The organism is Citrobacter sp. wls718 (assembly GCF_005280945.1).
GTDB classification, from domain to species: Bacteria; Pseudomonadota; Gammaproteobacteria; order Enterobacterales; family Enterobacteriaceae; genus Citrobacter; species Citrobacter gillenii.
Window position 1 is genome coordinate 19,186 of the sequence record NZ_SZWV01000036.1, and the last position, 21,059, is coordinate 40,244.

The following is a 21,059-nucleotide window of genomic DNA, read 5'->3' on the forward strand; positions in this document are numbered from 1 at the left end:
TATCCTGGATGAAAAAACGTGTGACACTCATTTTGTTATCATCATTAATGACACGTCGATTTAATGCTTCCCGTCACCGACCATAAAGCGGATGATCAGCCCACAGGTCGGAGCCAGAAAAAGAAATATTCCCGTGACCATTTCATCACCATGAGTCAGCCACAGAGTAGTGAAGTAAATTAATGCCGCCAGGATAGCCATGCCGATTAAAGAACTGATTGATGCCAACGCGCCCAAAACCTGCCAGATATAGCAACTAACGCACAGAATGCTCAATATGAGAAAGGTCCAGAAATAGAGCATAGCGGTACCTCCTGTCTGCCGTAAAACGTCATGTAAGTCCTTACACTCCTTGAATTTATAGTCTAAGACAATTCCTATACACAGGCAATCCAGGCAACATTTTTGTTACAATAAATACGGCTATGGCGGCGAACCTCGACATCAGATGGACAGTTAACCAGCAAAAAAAACAACAGGTTATACCCCTGTCCCTATTTCAGTTTCTCTCCCGCATAAACATTTACGCTTATTGAGGATTTATCTCTGGCTGACATTAATCTCTAGGTGGTAAAGTATAAGCCCGATCATTCATGCCCCCCCGTGGTTTTGTCCTGACTAAGTTTTACACTCTTTACAGGAACCATTGTCCTTCATGGTGGCCTAACGATCAGTATCAGAGTGTAACGCTGTCGACAAAGAATCTTCGCGATACATCTTATTAGTATCAACAACAGGTGCTTATGTTCCCCCAATGTAAATTTTCACGCGCGTTTTTGCATCCGCGCTACTGGCTCACATGGTTTGGTGTCGGTGTGCTCTGGCTCTTGGTGCAACTCCCCTACCCCGTATTGTGCTTTTTGGGTACGCGTACCGGAACGCTTGCTCGCCCGTTTTTAAAACGTCGTGAATCTATTGCCCGTAAAAACCTCGAACTGTGCTTCCCGAATCTGCCACAGGCAGAACGAGACAGGCTGGTCGAAGAAAACTTTCGTTCTCTTGGCATGGCGCTGCTTGAAACCGGCATGGCCTGGTTCTGGCCTGACCGTCGCGTGCGTAAATGGTTTGACGTCGAAGGTCTCGACAACCTGAAGCGTGCACAGTCGCAAAACCGCGGCGTGATGGTAGTAGGCGTACACTTTATGTCTCTGGAGTTGGGAGGCCGCGTGATGGGGCTTTGCCAACCCATGATGGCAACCTACCGCCCGCATAACAATAAGTTAATGGAGTGGATCCAGACCCGTGGTCGGATGCGCTCAAACAAAGCCATGATCGGCAGAAATAACCTGCGTGGCATTGTCAGCGCCCTGAAAAAAGGGGAAGCCGTATGGTTTGCTCCCGATCAGGACTACGGTCGCAAAGGCAGTTCGTTTGCACCCTTTTTCGCCGTCAAGGACGTCGCGACAACCAATGGTACCTACGTACTGTCACGTTTATCAGGTGCTGCGATGTTGACCGTCACCATGGTGAGAAAAACGGACAATTCTGGCTACCGTCTGTTTATCACGCCGGAGATGGAAGGTTACCCTACTGATGAGGGCCTGGCTGCGGCTTATATGAACAAAATAATTGAAAAAGAGATTATGCGTGCACCCGAGCAGTATCTCTGGATCCATCGTCGTTTCAAAACCCGCCCGATGGGTGAAGCCTCGTTATATACGTAAAAAGAAAGGCCAGATGGCCTTTCTTTTTTTCTGCGGCTGAATTACTTAATGCCCCATTTGCTCTGTAGTTCAGTCATCCGTTGACTGTATTCGCGGGAAAGACAGGCAGGCTTATCCTGCTCTTTCCAGCACTCGTTGCGGCCTTTGATCCAACCGCGCTGCTCGGCTTTCAGCGTCGAATCATTGTTTGATTTCACCAACGCCTGCTTGTAGATGCCATTCAGTTTCAAGTCCATTGCGGAAAGTGACGGGCTCTGACAAATAATGTCCTCCATACTTCCCTTGTCGACCGCGGCACAGGAGAAAGACGGGCCAGCATTCACCGATTTTTTCGCTGGTGCATAGCTCTTCTCATCGTCAGGCTGGCAAATACCGTGCTTACGATTAGGGCCAGTCCAGGAAACGGCCGGGCTACCGTCATCATTACGGGAAATAGAAACGGTATTTTTACCGCTTTTCGCTTCCCAGTAATTTTCGTTGAATGTCTTAACGGTGGCTTTCTCTCCATCAATCCAGACATTACCTTTACCATCACTATTCACACCACCAATACTTGCACAGCTGAAATTCAACGCTTGCGGGGCTGCCGCCATCGACGTCAGTGGGGTAAGAACGAGTGCTAACATCATTAATCTGGTCATTTTTAACCTTTTCATTATCAATTTTTGCGCAAAATTAGCCGCATTATGAGTATGGTGATATGAGAATTCTCTGAGTAATCAGCGCGTCGCTCAGTGGCGATTCATTGCTGAAGGAAATCAAACTGTCGCCGATTCACGACACATGTAAGTTATTAAAATTAAATAAAAAAATGCCTCTTGTCTCGCTTCATTTTTAGGCGTACATTAGCGCCGTCTGGAGCATTACAGCTCAGAATTCTGAGATGATGCAGCGAAACAAACGCGGGGTATTCTCCCTTTCGTTGACGCTGGCGTCAGCTCTCTATCAGGTAAGTGTATGTTCATTTAGGCGTGCTTTAATACGCGGAGTGATGAAAAGTGAAATATTTCTTTATGGGCATTTCATTTATGGTCATCGTTTGGGCCGGTACATTTGCCCTGATGATCTAAATTAAAAGATGCAGCAAAAAACAGGAGCCCTCAGGCTCCTGTTTGCTTTTGTGGGTTAACCGTTTGGTTAATCAGCGCTTTCAGAGGCTGATTTCGTGCTGGAGGGCAGTAAACCATCTGCACGGAACATGGCTTTAATGCCTCGGATCGCCTGGCGAATACGGTCACGGTTCTCAATTAACGCAAAGCGCACGTGGGTATCGCCATAATCACCAAAACCCACCCCCGGTGACACACAGACCTTCGCGTCATTCAGCATTTTTTTAGCAAACTCAAGCGAGCCCATTGCAGCATACTGCTCAGGAATTTTTGCCCAGACATACATCGATGCCTTCGGCATCTCTACCATCCAGCCCGCTTCATGCAGCCCTTTGACCAGCACATCGCGTCGACGCTTATACTGCTCTGCGATATCCCGTACGCACTGCTGATCGCCTTCCAGTGCGGCAATGGCCGCAACCTGCAACGGTGTAAAGGTTCCGTAATCGTGGTAGCTCTTAATCCGCGCCAGCGCATTAACCAGCGTTTTGTTACCCACCATAAAACCAATACGCCATCCCGCCATGTTATAGCTTTTCGACAGCGTAAAGAATTCAACCGCCACATCGCGGGCGCCAGGCACCTGCATGATCGACGGCGCTTTCCAGCCATCGTAGACGATATCGGCATAGGCGAGGTCGTGAACCACCAGCACGTCGTAGCGTTTAGCCAGCGCGACCACTTTCTCAAAGAATTCCAGCTCAACGCACTGCGCGGTAGGATTGGATGGGAAACCTAAGATCATCATCTTTGGTTTCGGGTAGCTTTCACGGATCGCCCGCTCCAGCTCATTAAAGAAGTCGACCCCTTCCACCAGCGGTACAGAACGCACCTGAGCCCCGGCAATTACGGCACCGTAAATATGAATAGGATAACTTGGGTTAGGCACGAGGACCGTGTCACCGTGATCGAGCGTAGCCAGCATCAGATGCGCCAGCCCCTCTTTAGATCCGATGGTCACAATGGCTTCGGATTCAGGGTCGATCTCGACATCATAGCGGTCCTGATACCAGCGGGAAATCGCCCGACGCAGACGCGGAATACCGCGAGAGGTTGAATAACCGTGGGTATCCGGGCGCTGGGCCACGGTACACAGTTTTTCTACAATGTGAGGAGGCGTAGCCCCATCCGGGTTCCCCATGCTGAAATCGATAATATCTTCGCCGCGCCGACGCGCAGCCATCTTCAGTTCAGCAGTGATGTTAAAAACATAAGGGGGAAGACGATCAATACGCGTAAAGCGACGTTCAGGGCGGGAGTCAGCCATAGTATCCTCAGATTCACGTTAGCGCCCGGACCGTCCGAGCGACGCTGCCACGATGGTGGCACGTTTAGAAAATAGCCTGAATAAATTCCTTCTGTCGAGAGGCAACGCAAAATATTTTCTCCTGCTTTAAAAGAGGATCAATAAAAATAAACAGGGAAATAAACATTTTACGCGGCCTGCAAAAATCACCATTCATTAACATATTGGAGTCATAAATTTTACTCTGAAAATCAATCAATCCTGGAAAATTCGGAGAAACACACTTTTCCTTTACAATCCCCTTTTAATTATATGGTTTTTCCTCATTAGCCCGGCGCAATGGGGATGCTGGTCATCCTTGCTCAGGTTACCTATCATAGAGGTTTAATCTATTCGCAAGAGTCACCCGTGCACGAAATATTCAATATGCTGCTGGCGGTCTTTGATCGGGCAGCGCTGATGCTGTTCTGCCTGTTTTTTCTGATTCGTATCCGCTTGTTTCGAGAACTGTTGCACAAGTCAGCCCACTCCCCGAAGGAACTGCTCGCCGTAACGGCCATTTTCTCTATGTTTGCCCTGTTCAGTACCTGGTCCGGAGTACCGGTCGAAGGTTCTCTGGTAAACGTGCGTATTATTGCGGTGATGTCGGGGGGGATCCTGTTCGGCCCGTGGGTTGGCATCATTACCGGCATCATCGCAGGTATCCACCGCTATCTGATCGACATTGGCGGCGTCACCGCCCTGCCGTGCTTTATCACCAGTATTTTGGCGGGCTGTATTGCCGGCTGGATCAACCGTAAAATCCCCAAAGCACAGCACTGGCGTGCCGGTATTTTAGGTGGGATGCTGTGCGAAACGTTGACCATGATTCTGGTGGTCGCCTGGGCCCCCACCACCGAACTGGGACTGGATATTGTCTCAAAAATCGGTATCCCTATGATCCTCGGCAGCGTCTGTATTGGCTTTATTGTGATGCTGGTACAAAGCGTCGAAGGAGAGAAAGAGGCCAGCGCCGCCAAGCAGGCCAAACTGGCACTGGATATTGCCAACAAAACCCTGCCGCTCTTTCGCCATGTCAACAGCGAGTCGTTACGTCAGGTATGCGAAATTATTCGCCATGACATTCACGCAGATGCGGTTGCCATCACCAATACCCAGCACGTTCTGGCCTATGTTGGCGTCGGGGAACTCAACTATCGCAATAACGATGACTTCGTCAGCCCCACTACGCAGGAAGCCATCAATCACGGCAAAATAATAATAAAAAACAATGATGAAGCGCATCGAACGCCGGAAATACACTCCATGCTGGTGATCCCGCTCTGGGAGAAAGGCGTCGTGACCGGCACGCTGAAAATCTACTACTGTCACGCCCATCAGATCACCTCCTCGTTACAGGAAATGGCGATCGGTTTGTCGCAGATTATCTCTACACAGCTTGAGGTTTCCCGTGCAGAGCAACTGCGGGAGATGGCAAATAAGGCAGAGCTACGTGCGCTGCAAAGTAAAATCAATCCCCATTTTCTGTTTAATGCGCTAAACGCTATTTCGTCATCGGTCAGGCTTAACCCAGATACCGCCCGCCAGCTGATTTTTAATTTGTCGCGTTATCTTCGCTATAATATTGAATTGAAAGACGATGAGCAGATCGATATTAAGAAAGAGCTGTATCAAATTAAGGACTACATCGCCATTGAACAGGCTCGCTTTGGCGATAAGCTAACGGTTATTTATGATATTGATGAAGAGGTAAGCTGCTATATTCCCAGCCTGCTGATTCAGCCGCTGGTAGAAAACGCCATCGTTCACGGTATCCAGTCGTGCAAAGGAAAAGGCGTGGTCACTATCAGCGTCGCAGAGTGCGGTAACCGGGTACGCATCGCCGTCAGGGATACCGGTCACGGTATCGATCCAAAAGTCATTGAGCGGGTCGAGTCCAACGAAATGCCGGGCAATAAAATCGGCCTGTTGAACGTGCATCATCGTGTGAAGCTACTCTACGGCGAAGGGCTGCATATCCGCCGCCTGGAACCTGGCACCGAGATTGCGTTTTATGTGCCCAATCAGCACTCCCCCGCTGCCGCACCGGCGACCTTATTGCTTTAACCAGGAGTGAAGTAGTGAAAGTCATCATTGTTGAAGATGAATTCCTGGCCCAACAGGAACTAAGCTGGCTGATAAAAGAACACAGCCAGATGGATATTGTCGGCACGTTTGACGACGGTCTGGACGTGCTGAAATTTCTGCAGCACAACCGCGTCGACGCCATTTTTCTCGATATTAATATTCCCTCGCTGGACGGCGTATTGCTGGCACAAAACATCAGCCAGTTCGCGCATAAACCCTTTATTGTGTTTATTACTGCATGGAAAGAACACGCTGTTGAGGCGTTTGAACTCGAAGCATTTGACTACATTCTGAAGCCGTACCAGGAGTCACGGATTGTCGGAATGCTGCAAAAGCTGGAAGCAGCCTGGCAGCAGCAACAAACGGGAACCCCACACATAACCCCCGTCACGCGAGAGAATGACACTATCAATCTGATCAAAGATGAGCGAATCATCGTGACTCCGATCAACGATATCTACTACGCTGAAGCACATGAAAAGATGACGTTTGTCTACACACGACGGGAATCGTACGTCATGCCGATGAACATCAGCGAATTTTGCAGCAAACTGCCGGCTTCACATTTCTTCCGCTGTCACCGTTCGTTCTGCGTGAATCTGAATAAAATCCGTGAAATCGAGCCGTGGTTCAATAACACCTACATTCTGCGGTTAAAAGACCTGGAATTTGAAATCCCGGTTAGTCGAAGTAAAGTGAAAGAGTTTAGGCAGTTAATGCATTTATAACACTTACCCCACAAAGAAAGAGCGCTGAGATTTAATGGCAAAGCTGACGGAAAAATATCAACGTGCATATCTGCGTGAATACGCGAAAGAAGCTGATCAAAATGCCCGGGTATGGATGGATACCGATGATTATTTAGCAGAATGTCTGGATACCCAGACGCAATGCCATAAAGATGCGTCACTGCAAGAGCAGATAAGGCTATGGCTTTTTATGCTGCGCATTAATCACAATCCTGATTTATTAGGATATAAAACGGCCATCCTCGCCAACGATATGGCATTACTGCACGCTGCGCTGCGTCAGTCAGCCATGATCAAACATACAACACTCGGCGTAGATTCCGGATGCGACCACAGTATAAACATCTGGACGACCCTCGATATTCTTGCTGCCGGCCTGTTTGCCCGCGTACCGCTGCTGTTACCTGAAAAATGGGGTCTCAGTGACAACGGTCACCCTGTTACTATAGCGATTGCTAATTTAGTCATGGCGCTGTGGTACAAACGAACTGATTTTGCGGCTGAAGCCAGTAAACGAGCGCAAAAGGTACTGGCGACGAAGCAGGCAGCCAGCGATGTGTGTATCCTCCGTTATCTGATGGCGCTCCTCGAGGAGGATGTGACAGAAGCGGGCGTGCAGCTCGATTTATATTGTAAAAGCGTACCAAAGTTGAGGGACGCGGGTCTTACTAAGCTCCATAAAATGTTCTGGCCATACGCACATGGGTTATACAACCTGGCGAGTGTGGTGTGGGGCAGCGAAAAAGCCAGCACAATGTCAAAACCAGAAGCTGACTGTTTTCTGGATGACCTGGCAGAATGGCAAATTAAGCATAACTACCATCCCGGCGCGCTTTTTTTTGAATATCCTCAGCCAATCGACGTCATTAATACTCTTATTTCGTGTACGCCACCTGAATGCGTTTTGCATCAGCCTTATCTCGAGACAGATAAAAAATACAGAGAAAAAAGATACCTGCACAGCGAAATGTTTGAACAGCAGATGATAGCGATAGTACTGAACGAGATTGCGAGTAAAACTCACGGGACATAATGCGTTACCCTGACGGCGGCAGGCATATTATTTATAGTGTGCCGGATAGGTGTTAATAGACACCATCCGGCAGGGATCTTACAGAATATGCCCCAGCGTCTGGCGCAGGTGCGCACCGGAGCCCAGCAGACCAGGGTTATCATGCACAATCAAATACACCGGAATATCCTGTACGTAGGCTTTAAAACGACCTTTATCTTCAAAGCCACCGCGGAAACCCGATGCTTTAAAGAATTCAAGGAAGCGCGGCACAATCCCGCCGGCAATATAAACACCGCCAAAGGTCCCCAGCGTTAACGCCAGATCGCCACCAAAGCGTCCCATGATCACGCAAAACAGCGACAGCGCCCGACGACAGTCAGTGCACGAGTCTGCCAGCGCACGTTCGGTGATATCCTTCGGCTGCAGGTTTTCCGGCAGACGTCCGTCGGATTTGACGATAGCGCGGTACAGGTTCACCAGCCCCGGACCGGACAGCACGCGTTCTGCAGAAACATGGCCAATCTCAGCGCGCAGGACTTCAAGAATAATCGCCTCTTCTTCGCTGTTAGGTGCAAAATCTACGTGACCGCCCTCTCCCGGCAGGCTCACCCAGCGCTTATCGACGTGCACCAGATGCGCTACGCCTAAACCGGTTCCCGCACCGTACACGGCAATCGGTTTACCTTCTACCGGCTCCGTGCCACCAAATTGGATCAAATGCTCTTTTTTCAGCATCGGGATCGCCATCGACACGGCGGTGAAATCATTGATGATTTCCAGATGGCTAAAACCGAGATTCTTTCTCATTTCAGCAATAGAAAACACCCAGGTATGGTTGGTCATTGCCACCCAGTCGCCGGTAATCGGACAGGCAATCGCAATACACCCGTCTTCGACGCTGACGCTATGCTCATCCAGGTACACGCGAACCACGGCCTCAAGGCTGGGGTAATCCAGTCCTGAATAGGTCTTAGCCTGCGAAATTTCACCGCTGGCAATGTCGCACAGAGCAAGACGCGCGTTGGTGCCGCCAACATCACCTACTAAAGCATATTTTGTCATTCTTCTACTGCTCCGCTAAAGTCAGAATAAATCTTTGCCACACTGTAAATTCATGGGGGCATAACAACAACGGCCTGAAGGCTGATGCCGATAAAATATCGACCCAGATCACAGAATTACTTTATCGTTTCAGCACCATTTGCAGCGATGTCAGCAGGCAGGCTGTGCAAACTATGCTTATGACTCTATTTGAGGGAATAGAAAATGCTCCATCCGCGAGCCAGAACGATGCTGTTGTTATCCACTCCCGCACTAATCATTGGCGTTGCCTCAAGCCTGGTGCTGATCATCGTCATGAAAGTGGCCGCCGTTTTACAGCAATTTTTATGGGAGCGCCTGCCCGCCAGCATCGGCATTGCTCATGACTCTTCGCTGTGGATAATCGGTATGCTCACGTTGACCGGGATACTGGTCGGACTCGTCATCCGCTACAGCCACGGGCATGCGGGACCGGACCCAGCCTGTGAACCGCTAATCGGAATGCCGGTCCCCACGTCAGCACTGCCGGGCCTGCTGGCTGCGCTGATCCTCGGCCTGGCCGGCGGCGTCAGTTTGGGGCCTGAACACCCAATAATGACCGTGAATATCGCGCTGGCGGCGGCGATTGGCGTGCGTCTGTTCCCTCGAATTAATAAGCTGGACTGGACCATTCTCGCCTCTGCGGGCACCATCGGAGCGCTATTTGGTACGCCTGTCGCCGCGGCACTGATATTTTCACAAACGCTGAATGGCTCCAACGATGTGCCGTTATGGGATCGCCTGTTTGCACCACTGCTGGCTGCTGCTGCCGGTGCACTGACCACTGACCTGTTCTTTCATCCGCATTTTTCATTGCCCATCGCCCAATATACTCAGCTACAGCTGACCGATATTTTTAGCGGCGCGGTGGTTGCCGCCATTGCCATTGCGGCAGGCATGGTGGCGGTGTGGTGTTTACCCCGTTTACATCAGTTGATTCATCGCCTGAAACACCCGGTACTGATTCTCGGCGTTGGCGGCTTTCTGCTTGGGATTCTGGGCATTATTGGGGGACCACTTACCCTGTTTAAAGGGCTGGATGAGATGCAGCAAATGGCGTTTAGCCAAACGCTGGGGGCATCAGACTATTTCATGCTCGCGGTGATCAAACTGGCGGCGTTAGTGGTTGCTGCCGCCAGTGGTTTTCGTGGAGGACGTATTTTCCCGGCGGTATTCGTTGGCGTGGCACTGGGATTGATGCTGCATGCCCATGTCGAAGCGGTTCCGGCAGCAATCACCGTCTCCTGCGCCATTCTGGGGCTGGTGCTGGTTGTCACCCGCGACGCCTGGCTAAGCCTGTTTATGGCGGCAGTGGTGGTCCCCGATGCCACCCTGCTGCCGCTGCTGTGCATCGTCATGCTTCCCGCCTGGCTGCTGTTGGCAGGTAAACCGATGATGATCGCCAACCGCCCCGATCAATAACTATCCCCCGTTACGGGCTTCCAGCGCACGGGTCACCGTGCGCAGAAGCTCAGGCAGATCGGCTTTTGGCAACATCACTTCAATTAACGAAAGCCGCTGCGGGCGCGCCAGCCGGGCCAGAACTTCCTCCAGCTGTACAGCCTGCGTCACGCGCCAGCACTCCGCCTGACACTCGCGGCTCAGCGCCTGTGGAACCTGCGTCCAGTTCCATCCGGCAATGTCGTTATAACGCTGGTTTGCCCCGTGAATAGCCCGCTCCACGGTATAGCCGTCATTATTGAGCAGCAAAATAACCGGCGTTTGTCCGTCTCTGAGCATCGTACCCAATTCCTGAATGGTAAGCTGGGCAGCGCCATCGCCAATAATCAGGATCACCCGCCGATCCGGGTATGCCGTTTGCGCTCCCAGTGCGGCGGGTAAGGAATAACCAATCGATCCCCACAGCGGCTGTACCAGTACTTCCGCCCCGGAAGGTAACGAAAGCGTAGCGGCACCAAATGCCGCGGTCCCCTGATCGACGAGGATGATGTCGTCAGCTGCCAGGTATTGCTGCACCGTGTACCAGAAATTTTCCTGTGTCAGCGGCCCCTTTTCAACCTGACGTCGCCCGACAGGCGGGCGTTCTGGCGGCAGAGAAAACGACAGCTCCAGGCACAGCTCCCGTAGCGTGGTAACCGCCTGCTCCATCGGGATGTTAAACCACTGGCTTCCCACACGTGAAGCATGCGGTTGAACCTCAATCGTGCGCTCCTGCGGCAAGCATTGCGTAAAACCGGCGGTTAGCGTGTCGACAAAACAGGTACCCACGCAAATAACGGTGTCGGCATCTTCTATCGCCCGGCGCACATATTCACTGCTGGCCCCCGCGCTGTAGGTGCCAACAAACGCAGCATGACGTTCATCAAAAAGCCCTTTACCCATTAACAGTGTGGCATGAGCCATTGGCGTTTCTGCCATCCAGCGCTGCAAAACAGGTTGCAAACCAAAGCGCTGCGCAAGAAAATCCGCCAGCAACGCCACGCGCGAGCTGTCCAACAAGCGCTCACGGGCCTGATAGCGAAACGCCGCAACGACGCTACTTTCCGATTCACTCAGAGGAATAATCAGTCTGTCCTGTGGGGGCGTGGCGGGCTGTTTGGCGACATCGGCAGGCAACATCAGATACCCTGGCCGACGTTCGGTTAACATGACCCGTAGCACACGGTCAATTTCATAGCAGGCGTTTTGGGCATCAAGCACCGCGCTGGCCGCCGTTACCGCTTGATGCATGCGATAAAAATGCAGAAAATCGCCGTCGCCCAGGGTGTGATGCATCAGCTCCCCACGCCGCTGAGCGCCGCTGCACGGCGCACCCACTATCTGCAGCACGGGTACATATTCTGCGTAACTGCCTGCGATTCCATTAATGGCGCTTAACTCCCCAACGCCAAAGGTGGTGAGAAGCGCCCCTGCCCCGGCGACCCGGGCATAGCCATCCGCCGCATAAGCCGCATTTAATTCGTTTGCGCAGCCAACCCAACGCACGTCGGGGTGGTCAATCACGTGGTCAAGAAACTGCAAATTATAATCGCCCGGCACACCAAAAAGATGGCCAACACCACACCCTGCCAGTCTGTCCAGCAGGTAATCAGCAACGGAATACGCGGTTTGCATGACAGCTATCCTTCTGACGGTAACCTCATGTTGAGTATCGAAGAACTGTGATGACTGTCCAGAAAACACGACGTGGAGGGGTGGAAAGCAGGATTTACAGTTTTGCCGGTGAAATACCATTGAAGAATCGACCGTGTAACCGTATACACTAAAACATATACGTCATCTTGCTATCAGGAAGGGGTCTACATGGTTTATCACGCGGATGAAAATCGCTATCAGACAATGGAGTACCGCCGCTGCGGTCAGAGCGGACTCAAGCTACCGGTTATCTCTCTGGGCTTATGGCACAATTTTGGCGACACCACGCAGGTAGAAAACAGCCGAAGCCTGCTACAGCGCGCGTTCGATCTGGGGATCACCCATTTTGATCTCGCCAATAACTACGGCCCACCGCCGGGCTCTGCCGAGCGAAATTTTGGCCGTATTTTGCAGGAAGATTTTTTACCGTGGCGGGACGAACTCATTATTTCCACCAAGGCGGGCTACACCATGTGGGATGGCCCCTACGGCGACTGGGGTTCGCGTAAATACCTGATTGCCAGCCTCGACCAGAGCCTGAAACGTATGGGTCTGGAGTACGTGGATATCTTCTACCACCATCGTCCCGATCCCGAAACGCCGCTCACAGAAACCATGAAGGCGCTGGATCACATTGTTCGCCAGGGAAAAGCGCTGTATGTCGGGCTGTCTAACTATCCCGCCGACCTTGCCAGACAGGCGATTGAGATCCTCGACGACTTAGGTACCCCGTGCCTGATTCATCAGCCGAAATATTCCATGTTTGAACGTTGGGTTGAAGGGGGATTGTTGTCACTGTTGCAGGAAAAAGGCGTGGGCAGTATCGCTTTCTCTCCGCTGGCGGGCGGGCAGTTAACCGACCGTTACCTGAACGGGATCCCGGCGGATTCTCGTGCGGCAAGCGGTAGCCGTTTTCTCAACCCGGATCAGATAACGCCAGAGAAACTGGAAAAAGTCCGCCAGCTGAACACAATGGCTGAGCGTCGGGGACAAAAGCTCTCCCAAATGGCCCTGGCCTGGGTGTTGCGAGAAGACAAAGTCACCTCAGTGTTGATTGGTGCCAGTAAAACAGCGCAAATTGAAGATGCTGTTGGCATGCTGGCAAACCGTCATTTGTCTGCAGAAGAATGCGCGGAGATTGACGCCATCCTGAATTGTTTGAAATAAAGACACATTTATTAACAAAAAGTGCTCTCTTTCATGATTTAAGAGTTCAGGCGATTAAACGGGGCTTTACTGCCCCGTAATATTGCATTAACAGGCCGGCTACGGCTCGATCGTGAAGGAGAGAAAAAATGTTCAGGTCACTGATTCTGGCTGCAGCCTTATTGGCTTTCACGCCGCTGGCCGCAAACGCTGGTGAAATCACCCTGCTGCCATCAATAAAATTGCAAATTGGCGATCGCGATAATTATGGTAACTACTGGGACGGCGGCCACTGGCGCGACCGGGGTTACTGGCACAATAATTATGAATGGCGCAAAAATCGCTGGTGGCGTCATGATAACGGTAATCATCGTGGCTGGGATAAGCGCAAAGCTTACGAGCGCGGTTACCGTGAAGGCTGGAACGATCGCGATGACCATCGCGGTCGCGACAAAGGCCACGGACGTGGTCATGGCCACCATCATTAATGTAACAAAAGAGCCTGCGGGCTCTTTTTGCTTACAACCCGAGCGCCGTCCCTACCAGCAGCCAGAGATTTAGCGCCACCACCAGTACCACAATCATCCAGCCAACATATTTAACCCAGACGGTGTTAACTAAATCCCCCATTAACGTACCGTTACTGGTGAATATCAGGAGTGGTACCAGCGCCAGCGCGATACCGAAACTCAGCAACACCTGACTCATGACCAGAATACGGGTGGGATCCAGTCCCATCAGAATGACGATGAATGACGGCATCATAGTAACCGTACGACGAACCCACAGCGGGATATGAAAACGGATAAACCCCTGCATCACAACCTGTCCGGCCAGCGTGCCGACAACCGTTGAAGAAAGCCCCGCCGCCACCAGGCTGAGACCAAATACCGTCGCCGCCGCATGACTCAACAACGGTTCCAGCGTCAGATAAGCCTGATCGAGATCGGTAATGCCGGTATGACCGCTGAAGTGAAAGGCTGCGGCAGCAGTAGCCATCATTGCCAGATTGACAAACCCGGCAATGGTCATGGCGATAGCCACATCCCACTTAGTTGCCGCGTAGCGCTGTTGCCGTGTCCCGCCATGCAGATGCTGAGTTAAAGAGGAGTGCAAATAAATGACGTGCGGCATAATGGTCGCGCCGAGTACGCCGGCTGCCAGAAAGACCGCCTCAGAGTTCGGCAGGCTGGGAATGATCATGCTCTTACTCAGCTGCGCCAGATTCGGCTGCGAGAAGATCAGTTCGACAATATATGCCGCGGCCACAAACAACAGTAATCCACCAATTACTTTTTCCAGTGGTTTTTGCCCGCGACGTTGCAGCATCAGGATTAAAAATGTGGCGATACCGGTCAGCACCGCCCCCTGTAACAGCGAAACGCCGAGGATCAGCTTAAAGCCAATCGCGGCACCGATAAATTCAGCAAGATCGGTCGCCATGGCAATGATTTCAGCCTGCACCCAGTAAAACCACACCACCGGACGTGGGTAGTGATCGCGAATTTGCTCGGCGAGGTTTTTTCCAGTAGCAATCCCCAGCTTGGCCGACAATACCTGAATCAGCATTGCCATCAGGTTGGCCCAGACGACGACCCACAGCAGTTTATAGCCAAAGCTAGCCCCTGCCTGGATGTTGGTGGCAAAGTTACCGGGGTCGATATACCCGATAGCCGCGATGAATGCAGGTCCCATTAACGCAAGTTTCAGCTTGCGTGCTGCCCGTCCACTGCTTGTCTCAACGCGATCGTTCGTCATTTTCGTGCCTCAAAAACATAGCCTTTGCTATGTTTCAAACTACGCCAGTTGAGAATGATTATCAAATTCATTTTGATGGATAAAAATGATTTCTTTGATAGCGTTGGTCTATAAATAGATCAGGGAACTGGAAACGCAGATGAGATGTTTAATTAATGTTATGAGATTAGCACAATGACATAACTTTTCACTTCCATACTAAACATCACGGAAGTGTATTACCGATCACTAATTTTGAATCTCGTCACAGGTCCTTATTATAGTGTGTGTTTGATCTCGTTTTCTTTGGTGTTGTTGCATAGAATGTGCACGGAAATTAAACCTGCCTCATGTTTGGAGCAAATATGGACCGCGTTCTTCATTTTGTCCTGGCCCTTGCCGTGGTTGCGGTACTCGCACTGCTGGTAAGCAGTGACCGTAAACAAATTCGCATTCGTTATGTTATTCAATTACTTGTTATCGAAGTGTTACTGGCGTGGTTCTTCCTGAATTCTGATGTCGGGCTGGGCTTCGTGAAAGGCTTCTCCGAGATGTTTGAAAAACTGCTCGGTTTTGCTAATGAAGGGACAAACTTTGTCTTCGGCAGCATGAACGATAAAGGCCTGGCATTCTTCTTCTTGAAAGTACTGTGCCCAATCGTCTTCATTTCCGCCCTGATCGGTATTCTGCAGCATATCCGCGTTCTGCCTATTATCATCCGCGCAATTGGATTTTTGTTATCCAAAGTCAACGGTATGGGCAAGCTGGAGTCCTTCAACGCCGTCAGCTCGCTGATCCTGGGTCAGTCTGAAAACTTTATTGCCTATAAAGATATTCTGGGCAAGATGTCACGCAACCGCATGTACACCATGGCTGCGACGGCAATGTCCACCGTTTCCATGTCCATCGTCGGCGCGTACATGACCATGCTGGAACCAAAATACGTTGTTGCTGCATTGGTTCTGAACATGTTCAGCACCTTTATTGTACTGTCGCTGATCAACCCTTACCGCGTAGATGCCAGCGAAGAAAATATTCAGATGTCTAACCTGCATGAAGGACAGAGCTTCTTCGAAATGCTGGGTGAGTACATTCTGGCAGGCTTCAAGGTCGCGATTATCGTGGCAGCAATGCTGATCGGTTTCATCGCGCTGATTGCCGCGCTGAACGCCCTGTTTGCCACCGTCACCGGCTGGTTTGGCTACAGCATCTCCTTCCAGGGCATCCTGGGCTACATCTTCTACCCGGTTGCGTGGGTGATGGGTGTGCCGTCCAGCGAAGCGCTGCAGGTGGGCAGTATCATGGCGACTAAACTGGTTTCCAACGAATTCGTGGCCATGATGGACCTGCAGAAAATCGCGTCTACGCTCTCTCCACGCGCGGAAGGTATTCTGTCTGTGTTCCTGGTCTCCTTCGCTAACTTCTCTTCCATCGGTATCATTGCAGGCGCAATCAAAGGCCTGAACGAAGAGCAAGGCAACGTGGTATCCCGCTTTGGTCTGAAGCTGGTATACGGCTCTACGCTGGTGAGCGTACTGTCTGCATCCATCGCAGCACTGGTGCTGTAAGACAGTAGCATCGCAATCGTAGTGACTCGGCCGGGGAGATTCTCCCCGGTTTTTTTATGTCCGTCATTTGGTGATCTGACAGAGGAAGCAGAGGATCGTGCAGGAAGTAGAAACAAAAAACCCCCGCTTTTCAGCGAGGGTCTTAATTTTGGTGGAGCTAAGCGGGATCGAACCGCTGACCTCTTGCATGCCATGCAAGCGCTCTCCCAGCTGAGCTATAGCCCCACGATGCCTTTACGTACCAAATTTAGTGGGATTAAATTTGGTGGAGCTAAGCGGGATCGAACCGCTGACCTCCTGCATGCCATGCAGGCGCTCTCCCAGCTGAGCTATAGCCCCGTCACGTAAAGCTTGTCGAGTTGACGGGCGGCATAATATGAATTCCCTTCGCGCGTGTCAACGGCAAAATTAACTCACTGAATTCAATCGCTGAAAAAGCAGGCAAATGAAGAACATTGCGCAACAACTCGCATTCAGTAGTTAAACGCGTCACGGTTTCTAGTAAAATGGTGCTATAAACTGAACCACTAATTAACCCCACGACTACTCAGGGAATCGTTATGTTCAAGGAACGGATGACGCCAGAAGAACTTGCTAATCTGACCGGTTACAGCCGGCAGACCATTAATAAATGGGTGCGCAAGGAAGGCTGGGCTACGTCACCAAAACCGGGCGTTCAGGGCGGAAAAGCTCGTCTGGTTCACGTCAACGAACAAGTTCGCGAATACATTCGCAGTGCAGAGCGTTCAGCTGAAGGTTTATCAGACAACTTATCTTTAGCTGGCGACTCTTCTATTGAAACACTGCTGATCACCCTCGCGAAAGAAATGACGCCAGCAGAACAGAAAATGTTTACGTCATTGATCCTGCGTGAAGGCATTACCGGTTTGTTACAACGCTTAGGGATCCGCGATAACAAATAATATGAAAAAATTACGCAGCAAAATGACCACCGAAGAGCTGGCTGAATGTCTCGGAGTCGCGAAACAAACGGTCAATCGTTGGATCAGAGAACAAAACTGGAAAACCGAAAAGTTTCCCGGTGTGAAGGGCGGTCGCGCAAGGCTTATTCATATTGATGCCGGCGTGCGGGAATTTATTCTCAATATCCCAGCTTTTCGCAAAATCCCGGAATTTTATCAGGCTGAAGAACCCGTTGCAGAATACACGCACGTTGTCCGTAGCCACGCCTGTCGCCAAATAATCAGCGCGTTGGATAACATGTCACCAGCGGAACAAGAAAAACTGGCGCTGTTTCTTTCGCGCGAAGGTATCCGTAGTTTTCTCACCCGTCTGGGCATTGATGAATCCGAATAAATGCCAAAAAAAACGGCAGGATCTGCGCCTGCCGTTTTGTTGTCTCTCTGACTGTCTTACTGCTGCTTTTCACGCTCAGCAATAAACGCCAGCGCTTTGTTAATACGTTCAACGCTGCGGGATTTACCAATCGCATGCACCGTAACGTCTAATCCTGGAGACTGGCCTGCACCGGTAACCGCAACGCGCAGCGGCATACCGACTTTACCCATCCCCACTTCCAGCTCATCAGCGGTAGACTGAATGGCGTGATGTACGTTTTCAGCGGTCCATTCGGTGATGGCAGCAATTTTATCACGCACCACTTCCAGCGGCTGACGCGCAACCGGGCGCAGGTGTTTCTTCGCAGCATCCGCATCGAACTCAGCAAAGTCTTCATAGAAGTAGCGGCAGCTCTGCGCCATCTCTTTCAGGGTTTTGCAGCGCTCGCCCAGCAGTTTTACCAGCTCGGACAATTGCGGACCCACGCGGGTATCGATATTTTCCTGCTCAATGTGCCACTGCAGATGCGTTGCCACATATTCAGGTGCCAGAGTGTTAATGTAGTGATGGTTCAGCCACTGCAGTTTTTCGGTATTGAATGCGCTCGCCGATTTGCTTACCGCACCAAGAGAGAACAGCTTGATCATCTCTTCGCGGGTGAAGATTTCCTGATCGCCGCTGGACCAGCCCAGACGCACCAGATAGTTCAGCAGCGCTTCCGGCAGGTAACCATCGTCGCGATACTGCATCACGCTGACCGCACCGTGGCGTTTGGACAGTTTTTTACCGTCGTCGCCGTTGATCATCGACACGTGCGCGTAAACCGGCACCGGCGCGTTCAGCGCCTTCAGGATGTTGATCTGACGCGGGGTGTTGTTGATATGGTCTTCACCACGAATAACGTGGGTAATTTCCATATCCCAGTCATCAACAACCACACAGAAGTTATAGGTTGGAGAACCGTCGGTACGGCGGATGATCAGATCGTCGAGTTCCTGGTTGCTGAATTCGATCGGTCCACGGATCTGGTCGTCAAAAATAACGGAACCGTCCTGCGGGTTGGCAAAACGCACCACGCAAGGTTCGTCATCGGCGTGATGTTCGTGGCCGTGGCGGCAGCGACCGTCATAACGTGGCTTCTCACCTTTCGCCATCTGATCTTCACGCAGCTGTTCCAGACGCTCTTTGGAGCAATAGCATTTATACGCTGTACCCGCTTCCAGCATCTCATCAATAACGGCGTTGTAGCGATCAAAACGTTTGGTCTGGAAGTACGGACCTTCATCCCACTCCAGATTCAGCCAGTTCATGCCATCCATAATGGCTTCGATAGCTTCCGGCGTGGAGCGTTCGAGATCGGTGTCTTCAATACGCAGCACAAACTCACCGCTATGGTTACGTGCAAAAAGCCAGGAATAAAGAGCAGTACGCGCACCGCCGACGTGCAGATAACCTGTCGGGCTAGGCGCGAAGCGAGTTTTGATTTTCATGAAATGGCCTTACGTTTATAAAGATGCCGACAACCGGCAAATCCTGGGAAGATTATCAGGCCCGTATTCTATCACCGTGGTCTGATTCCTCAATGTTGTTCAGGTTGGAACATCACGCTTTGCCATTTTCGTATACAAATCATGCCGCATGGACTGTTTTGCGATCGTTTTGTTTAAATTTACGACGAACGAACAATTTCTTTAGAAAATGCGTTGACTCATTTTCAACTCTCCCTATAATGCGACTCCACACAGCGGGGGTGATTAGCTCAGCTGGGAGAGCACCTCCCTTACAAGGAGGGGGTCGGCGGTTCGAACCCGTCATCACCCACCAACTACTTTATGTAGTCTCCGCCGTGTAGAACAGAAAATTGAGAAGTGGGTGATTAGCTCAGCTGGGAGAGCACCTCCCTTACAAGGAGGGGGTCGGCGGTTCGATCCCGTCATCACCCACCACTCTCTCGCCAGCTGGATTTTCTGTCAAAATATGAAGTACCGAAGTGGGTGATTAGCTCAGCTGGGAGAGCACCTCCCTTACAAGGAGGGGGTCGGCGGTTCGATCCCGTCATCACCCACCACTCGGGGCGTTAGCTCAGTTGGTAGAGCAGTTGACTTTTAATCAATTGGTCGCAGGTTCGAATCCTGCACGCCCCACCAATGTAAAAAGGCGCCCTAAAGGCGCCTTTTTGCTATGCACGGAATTTAACAATTCAGCCATTCTCTGCCTGATGCGCTGCGCTTATCAGGCCTACGGTCTACGTCGTTGTAGGCCGGATAAGACGTCAGTCGCCATCCGGCACACATCACATCGTCAATGCCCCAACCAGTTTCTCCAGCGCAGGTGTTGCCTGCTGTTGGTCATACACAATATATAAATCAGCAGGAATGCGTTCTTCCAGCGGGCGGAATACCACGCCAGGCCAGTTCATCTGCGCATAACTATCTGCAATTAACGTAATACCAATCCCCATACTGATCATCGCCAGCACCGTTTGTGGCTCCCTCACCTCACGAATAATCATTGGTGAAAATCCGGCGCTCTGGCACACACGCTGCAAAAATGCCCAGTCAGTATGAATGGAAGGCATCGTGACAAAATATTCATTACGCAGCGCTTCCAGCGGCACGGCGTCACGAGCGCTCAGCGGATGTTCTTCCGGCATCGCCACCAAAAATGAAGACTCATGCAAGCGCAGGCTGGTAAATCCGGGCGAGGGTGCTGTTGCCATCCGCCAAATCCCCGCATCCAGCTCACGCCGCTCCAGCAGCGTCATCTGCATTGCCGGCATGTTTTCGCGAAACAGAACCTCAACGTTCGGGTTCTCTTTCAAAAATCGCCGCATCACCGGGCGCATTTTTCCCCACATCGCCGTGCCTATTACGCCCAGTTCGACTCGCCCTGCCTCACCGCGGCCAATCTGCTCCACGCGTGCCAGCGCCTGGTTAGCGCTGGATAACAGGCGGCGTGACTCTTCCATCAGGATTTTTCCGGCGTGGGTTAACGTCACGCTACGGGAATGCCGGATAAACAACAGTGTGCCGAGCTGCTGCTCCAGCTCTTTGATATGAATACTTAGCGGGGGTTGTGACATATTCAGGCGAGCAGCCGCACGTCCAAAATGCAGTTCTTCTGCGACTGCCAGAAAATAACGCAGTAACTTCAGATCGATACGATGCGTGCGTTCCATGAGTAATGCGCTCCAGCGGAGAAGGATAATGCGCAAAGTTACCAC

General features: G+C 51.3%; 19 protein-coding genes and 6 tRNA genes. 15 read left to right on the forward strand and 10 right to left on the reverse strand.

The window, feature by feature from the left end:
- Positions 1-60: 60 nt before the first annotated feature.
- The gene (locus FDW95_RS06520; RefSeq protein WP_115257853.1) at positions 61-303 is read right to left on the reverse strand and encodes a YfdY family protein; all 243 of its coding nucleotides are present in this window, start codon (positions 301-303) and stop codon (positions 61-63) included.
- Positions 304-743: 440 nt separating this feature from the next.
- On the opposite strand from FDW95_RS06520, the gene lpxP reads away from it, so the two are divergent.
- On the forward strand, positions 744-1,664 hold the full coding sequence (gene lpxP, locus FDW95_RS06525; RefSeq protein ID WP_115257852.1) for a kdo(2)-lipid IV(A) palmitoleoyltransferase: 921 nt from the start codon (positions 744-746) through the stop codon (positions 1,662-1,664).
- Between the two features lie 41 nt (positions 1,665-1,705).
- On the opposite strand, the gene FDW95_RS06530 is transcribed toward lpxP, so the two are convergent.
- Entirely contained in the window at positions 1,706-2,320 is a 615-nt protein-coding gene (locus FDW95_RS06530) for a lysozyme inhibitor LprI family protein (RefSeq protein WP_115257851.1), read from the reverse strand.
- A 342-nt stretch (positions 2,321-2,662) separates the two neighbouring features.
- On the opposite strand from FDW95_RS06530, the gene ypdK reads away from it, so the two are divergent.
- On the forward strand, positions 2,663-2,734 hold the full coding sequence (gene ypdK / locus FDW95_RS06535) for a membrane protein YpdK (RefSeq protein ID WP_010723117.1): 72 nt from the start codon (positions 2,663-2,665) through the stop codon (positions 2,732-2,734).
- A gap of 67 nt (positions 2,735-2,801) precedes the next feature.
- Here ypdK and alaC read toward each other — a convergent pair whose 3' ends face one another.
- Entirely contained in the window at positions 2,802-4,040 is a 1,239-nt protein-coding gene (alaC, locus tag FDW95_RS06540) for an alanine transaminase (protein ID WP_115257850.1), read from the reverse strand.
- 387 nt (positions 4,041-4,427) lie between these two features.
- Here alaC and FDW95_RS06545 point away from each other — a divergent pair, with 387 nt between their 5' ends.
- The 3 genes from FDW95_RS06545 to FDW95_RS06555 are packed head-to-tail and all read left to right on the forward strand — an operon-like array spanning position 4,428 to position 7,928.
- Complete coding sequence (locus tag FDW95_RS06545) at positions 4,428-6,125, forward strand: sensor histidine kinase (protein WP_115259914.1); 1,698 nt, start codon at positions 4,428-4,430, stop codon at positions 6,123-6,125.
- Positions 6,126-6,139: 14 nt separating this feature from the next.
- Positions 6,140-6,874: a two-component system response regulator YpdB gene (ypdB, locus tag FDW95_RS06550; protein WP_115257849.1), complete on the forward strand. Its 735-nt coding sequence runs from the start codon at positions 6,140-6,142 to the stop codon at positions 6,872-6,874.
- A gap of 34 nt (positions 6,875-6,908) precedes the next feature.
- Positions 6,909-7,928 (forward strand): hypothetical protein, encoded by a 1,020-nt coding sequence (locus FDW95_RS06555; RefSeq protein WP_115257848.1) that lies wholly within the window; start codon positions 6,909-6,911, stop codon positions 7,926-7,928.
- Between the two features lie 78 nt (positions 7,929-8,006).
- Here the strand turns inward: FDW95_RS06555 and glk are convergent, their stop codons facing one another.
- Positions 8,007-8,972 (reverse strand): glucokinase, encoded by a 966-nt coding sequence (glk, locus tag FDW95_RS06560; RefSeq protein ID WP_137363450.1) that lies wholly within the window; start codon positions 8,970-8,972, stop codon positions 8,007-8,009.
- Positions 8,973-9,176: 204 nt separating this feature from the next.
- Between glk and FDW95_RS06565 the strand changes: the two genes are divergently transcribed.
- Entirely contained in the window at positions 9,177-10,412 is a 1,236-nt protein-coding gene (locus FDW95_RS06565; protein WP_115257846.1) for an ion channel protein, read from the forward strand.
- Here FDW95_RS06565 and FDW95_RS06570 read toward each other — a convergent pair whose 3' ends face one another.
- The gene (locus tag FDW95_RS06570) at positions 10,413-12,065 is read right to left on the reverse strand and encodes a thiamine pyrophosphate-binding protein (protein ID WP_115257845.1); all 1,653 of its coding nucleotides are present in this window, start codon (positions 12,063-12,065) and stop codon (positions 10,413-10,415) included.
- Between the two features lie 189 nt (positions 12,066-12,254).
- Here FDW95_RS06570 and mgrA point away from each other — a divergent pair, with 189 nt between their 5' ends.
- Both mgrA and ypeC read left to right on the forward strand, forming a co-directional pair.
- Positions 12,255-13,253 carry an L-glyceraldehyde 3-phosphate reductase gene (mgrA, locus tag FDW95_RS06575; RefSeq protein WP_115257844.1) on the forward strand — a complete coding sequence of 333 codons (999 nt, stop codon included), beginning with the start codon at positions 12,255-12,257 and terminating at the stop codon, positions 13,251-13,253.
- A gap of 128 nt (positions 13,254-13,381) precedes the next feature.
- Positions 13,382-13,720, forward strand: coding sequence for a DUF2502 domain-containing protein YpeC (gene ypeC, locus FDW95_RS06580; RefSeq protein ID WP_137363451.1), 339 nt, complete (start codon positions 13,382-13,384; stop codon positions 13,718-13,720).
- A gap of 31 nt (positions 13,721-13,751) precedes the next feature.
- Here ypeC and FDW95_RS06585 read toward each other — a convergent pair whose 3' ends face one another.
- Complete coding sequence (locus FDW95_RS06585) at positions 13,752-14,990, reverse strand: Nramp family divalent metal transporter (protein ID WP_115257843.1); 1,239 nt, start codon at positions 14,988-14,990, stop codon at positions 13,752-13,754.
- A 344-nt stretch (positions 14,991-15,334) separates the two neighbouring features.
- Between FDW95_RS06585 and nupC the strand changes: the two genes are divergently transcribed.
- Positions 15,335-16,537, forward strand: coding sequence for a nucleoside permease NupC (gene nupC, locus FDW95_RS06590; protein ID WP_115257842.1), 1,203 nt, complete (start codon positions 15,335-15,337; stop codon positions 16,535-16,537).
- Between the two features lie 149 nt (positions 16,538-16,686).
- On the opposite strand, the gene FDW95_RS06595 is transcribed toward nupC, so the two are convergent.
- Both FDW95_RS06595 and FDW95_RS06600 read right to left on the reverse strand, forming a co-directional pair.
- Positions 16,687-16,762 (reverse strand) — tRNA-Ala (locus tag FDW95_RS06595).
- A 38-nt stretch (positions 16,763-16,800) separates the two neighbouring features.
- A tRNA-Ala gene (locus FDW95_RS06600) sits at positions 16,801-16,876 on the reverse strand.
- A 221-nt stretch (positions 16,877-17,097) separates the two neighbouring features.
- On the opposite strand from FDW95_RS06600, the gene FDW95_RS06605 reads away from it, so the two are divergent.
- Complete coding sequence (locus tag FDW95_RS06605; RefSeq protein ID WP_137363452.1) at positions 17,098-17,460, forward strand: YfeC-like transcriptional regulator; 363 nt, start codon at positions 17,098-17,100, stop codon at positions 17,458-17,460.
- A 1-nt stretch (position 17,461) separates the two neighbouring features.
- On the forward strand, positions 17,462-17,854 hold the full coding sequence (locus FDW95_RS06610; protein WP_096756265.1) for a YfeC-like transcriptional regulator: 393 nt from the start codon (positions 17,462-17,464) through the stop codon (positions 17,852-17,854).
- A 56-nt stretch (positions 17,855-17,910) separates the two neighbouring features.
- On the opposite strand, the gene gltX is transcribed toward FDW95_RS06610, so the two are convergent.
- Positions 17,911-19,326, reverse strand: a complete 1,416-nt coding sequence (gene gltX / locus FDW95_RS06615; protein ID WP_115257841.1) for a glutamate--tRNA ligase — start codon at positions 19,324-19,326, stop codon at positions 17,911-17,913.
- 258 nt (positions 19,327-19,584) lie between these two features.
- Between gltX and FDW95_RS06620 the strand changes: the two genes are divergently transcribed.
- The 4 genes from FDW95_RS06620 to FDW95_RS06635 all read left to right on the forward strand — a co-directional run bounded on the left by FDW95_RS06620 (position 19,585) and on the right by FDW95_RS06635 (position 19,983).
- Positions 19,585-19,660 (forward strand) — tRNA-Val (locus tag FDW95_RS06620).
- Between the two features lie 46 nt (positions 19,661-19,706).
- A tRNA-Val gene (locus tag FDW95_RS06625) sits at positions 19,707-19,782 on the forward strand.
- A 46-nt stretch (positions 19,783-19,828) separates the two neighbouring features.
- A tRNA-Val gene (locus tag FDW95_RS06630) sits at positions 19,829-19,904 on the forward strand.
- Positions 19,905-19,907: 3 nt separating this feature from the next.
- Positions 19,908-19,983 (forward strand) — tRNA-Lys (locus tag FDW95_RS06635).
- Between the two features lie 146 nt (positions 19,984-20,129).
- Here FDW95_RS06635 and FDW95_RS06640 read toward each other — a convergent pair.
- Entirely contained in the window at positions 20,130-21,014 is an 885-nt protein-coding gene (locus FDW95_RS06640) for a LysR family transcriptional regulator (RefSeq protein ID WP_096756263.1), read from the reverse strand.
- Positions 21,015-21,059 lie beyond the last annotated feature (45 nt).

Coding starts and splice junctions, on each gene's coding strand:
- FDW95_RS06570 (WP_115257845.1), bottom strand. CDS start 12,065: ATGCAAACCGCGTATTCCGTTGCTGATTACCTGCTGGACAGACTGGCA.
- FDW95_RS06585 (WP_115257843.1), bottom strand. CDS start 14,990: ATGACGAACGATCGCGTTGAGACAAGCAGTGGACGGGCAGCACGCAAG.
- gltX (WP_115257841.1), bottom strand. CDS start 19,326: ATGAAAATCAAAACTCGCTTCGCGCCTAGCCCGACAGGTTATCTGCAC.
- mgrA (WP_115257844.1), top strand. CDS start 12,255: ATGGTTTATCACGCGGATGAAAATCGCTATCAGACAATGGAGTACCGC.
- FDW95_RS06605 (WP_137363452.1), top strand. CDS start 17,098: ATGTTCAAGGAACGGATGACGCCAGAAGAACTTGCTAATCTGACCGGT.
- lpxP (WP_115257852.1), top strand. CDS start 744: ATGTTCCCCCAATGTAAATTTTCACGCGCGTTTTTGCATCCGCGCTAC.
- FDW95_RS06610 (WP_096756265.1), top strand. CDS start 17,462: ATGAAAAAATTACGCAGCAAAATGACCACCGAAGAGCTGGCTGAATGT.
- glk (WP_137363450.1), bottom strand. CDS start 8,972: ATGACAAAATATGCTTTAGTAGGTGATGTTGGCGGCACCAACGCGCGT.
- FDW95_RS06530 (WP_115257851.1), bottom strand. CDS start 2,320: ATGAAAAGGTTAAAAATGACCAGATTAATGATGTTAGCACTCGTTCTT.
- FDW95_RS06520 (WP_115257853.1), bottom strand. CDS start 303: ATGCTCTATTTCTGGACCTTTCTCATATTGAGCATTCTGTGCGTTAGT.
- FDW95_RS06555 (WP_115257848.1), top strand. CDS start 6,909: ATGGCAAAGCTGACGGAAAAATATCAACGTGCATATCTGCGTGAATAC.
- alaC (WP_115257850.1), bottom strand. CDS start 4,040: ATGGCTGACTCCCGCCCTGAACGTCGCTTTACGCGTATTGATCGTCTT.
- ypeC (WP_137363451.1), top strand. CDS start 13,382: ATGTTCAGGTCACTGATTCTGGCTGCAGCCTTATTGGCTTTCACGCCG.
- FDW95_RS06565 (WP_115257846.1), top strand. CDS start 9,177: ATGCTCCATCCGCGAGCCAGAACGATGCTGTTGTTATCCACTCCCGCA.
- nupC (WP_115257842.1), top strand. CDS start 15,335: ATGGACCGCGTTCTTCATTTTGTCCTGGCCCTTGCCGTGGTTGCGGTA.
- FDW95_RS06640 (WP_096756263.1), bottom strand. CDS start 21,014: ATGGAACGCACGCATCGTATCGATCTGAAGTTACTGCGTTATTTTCTG.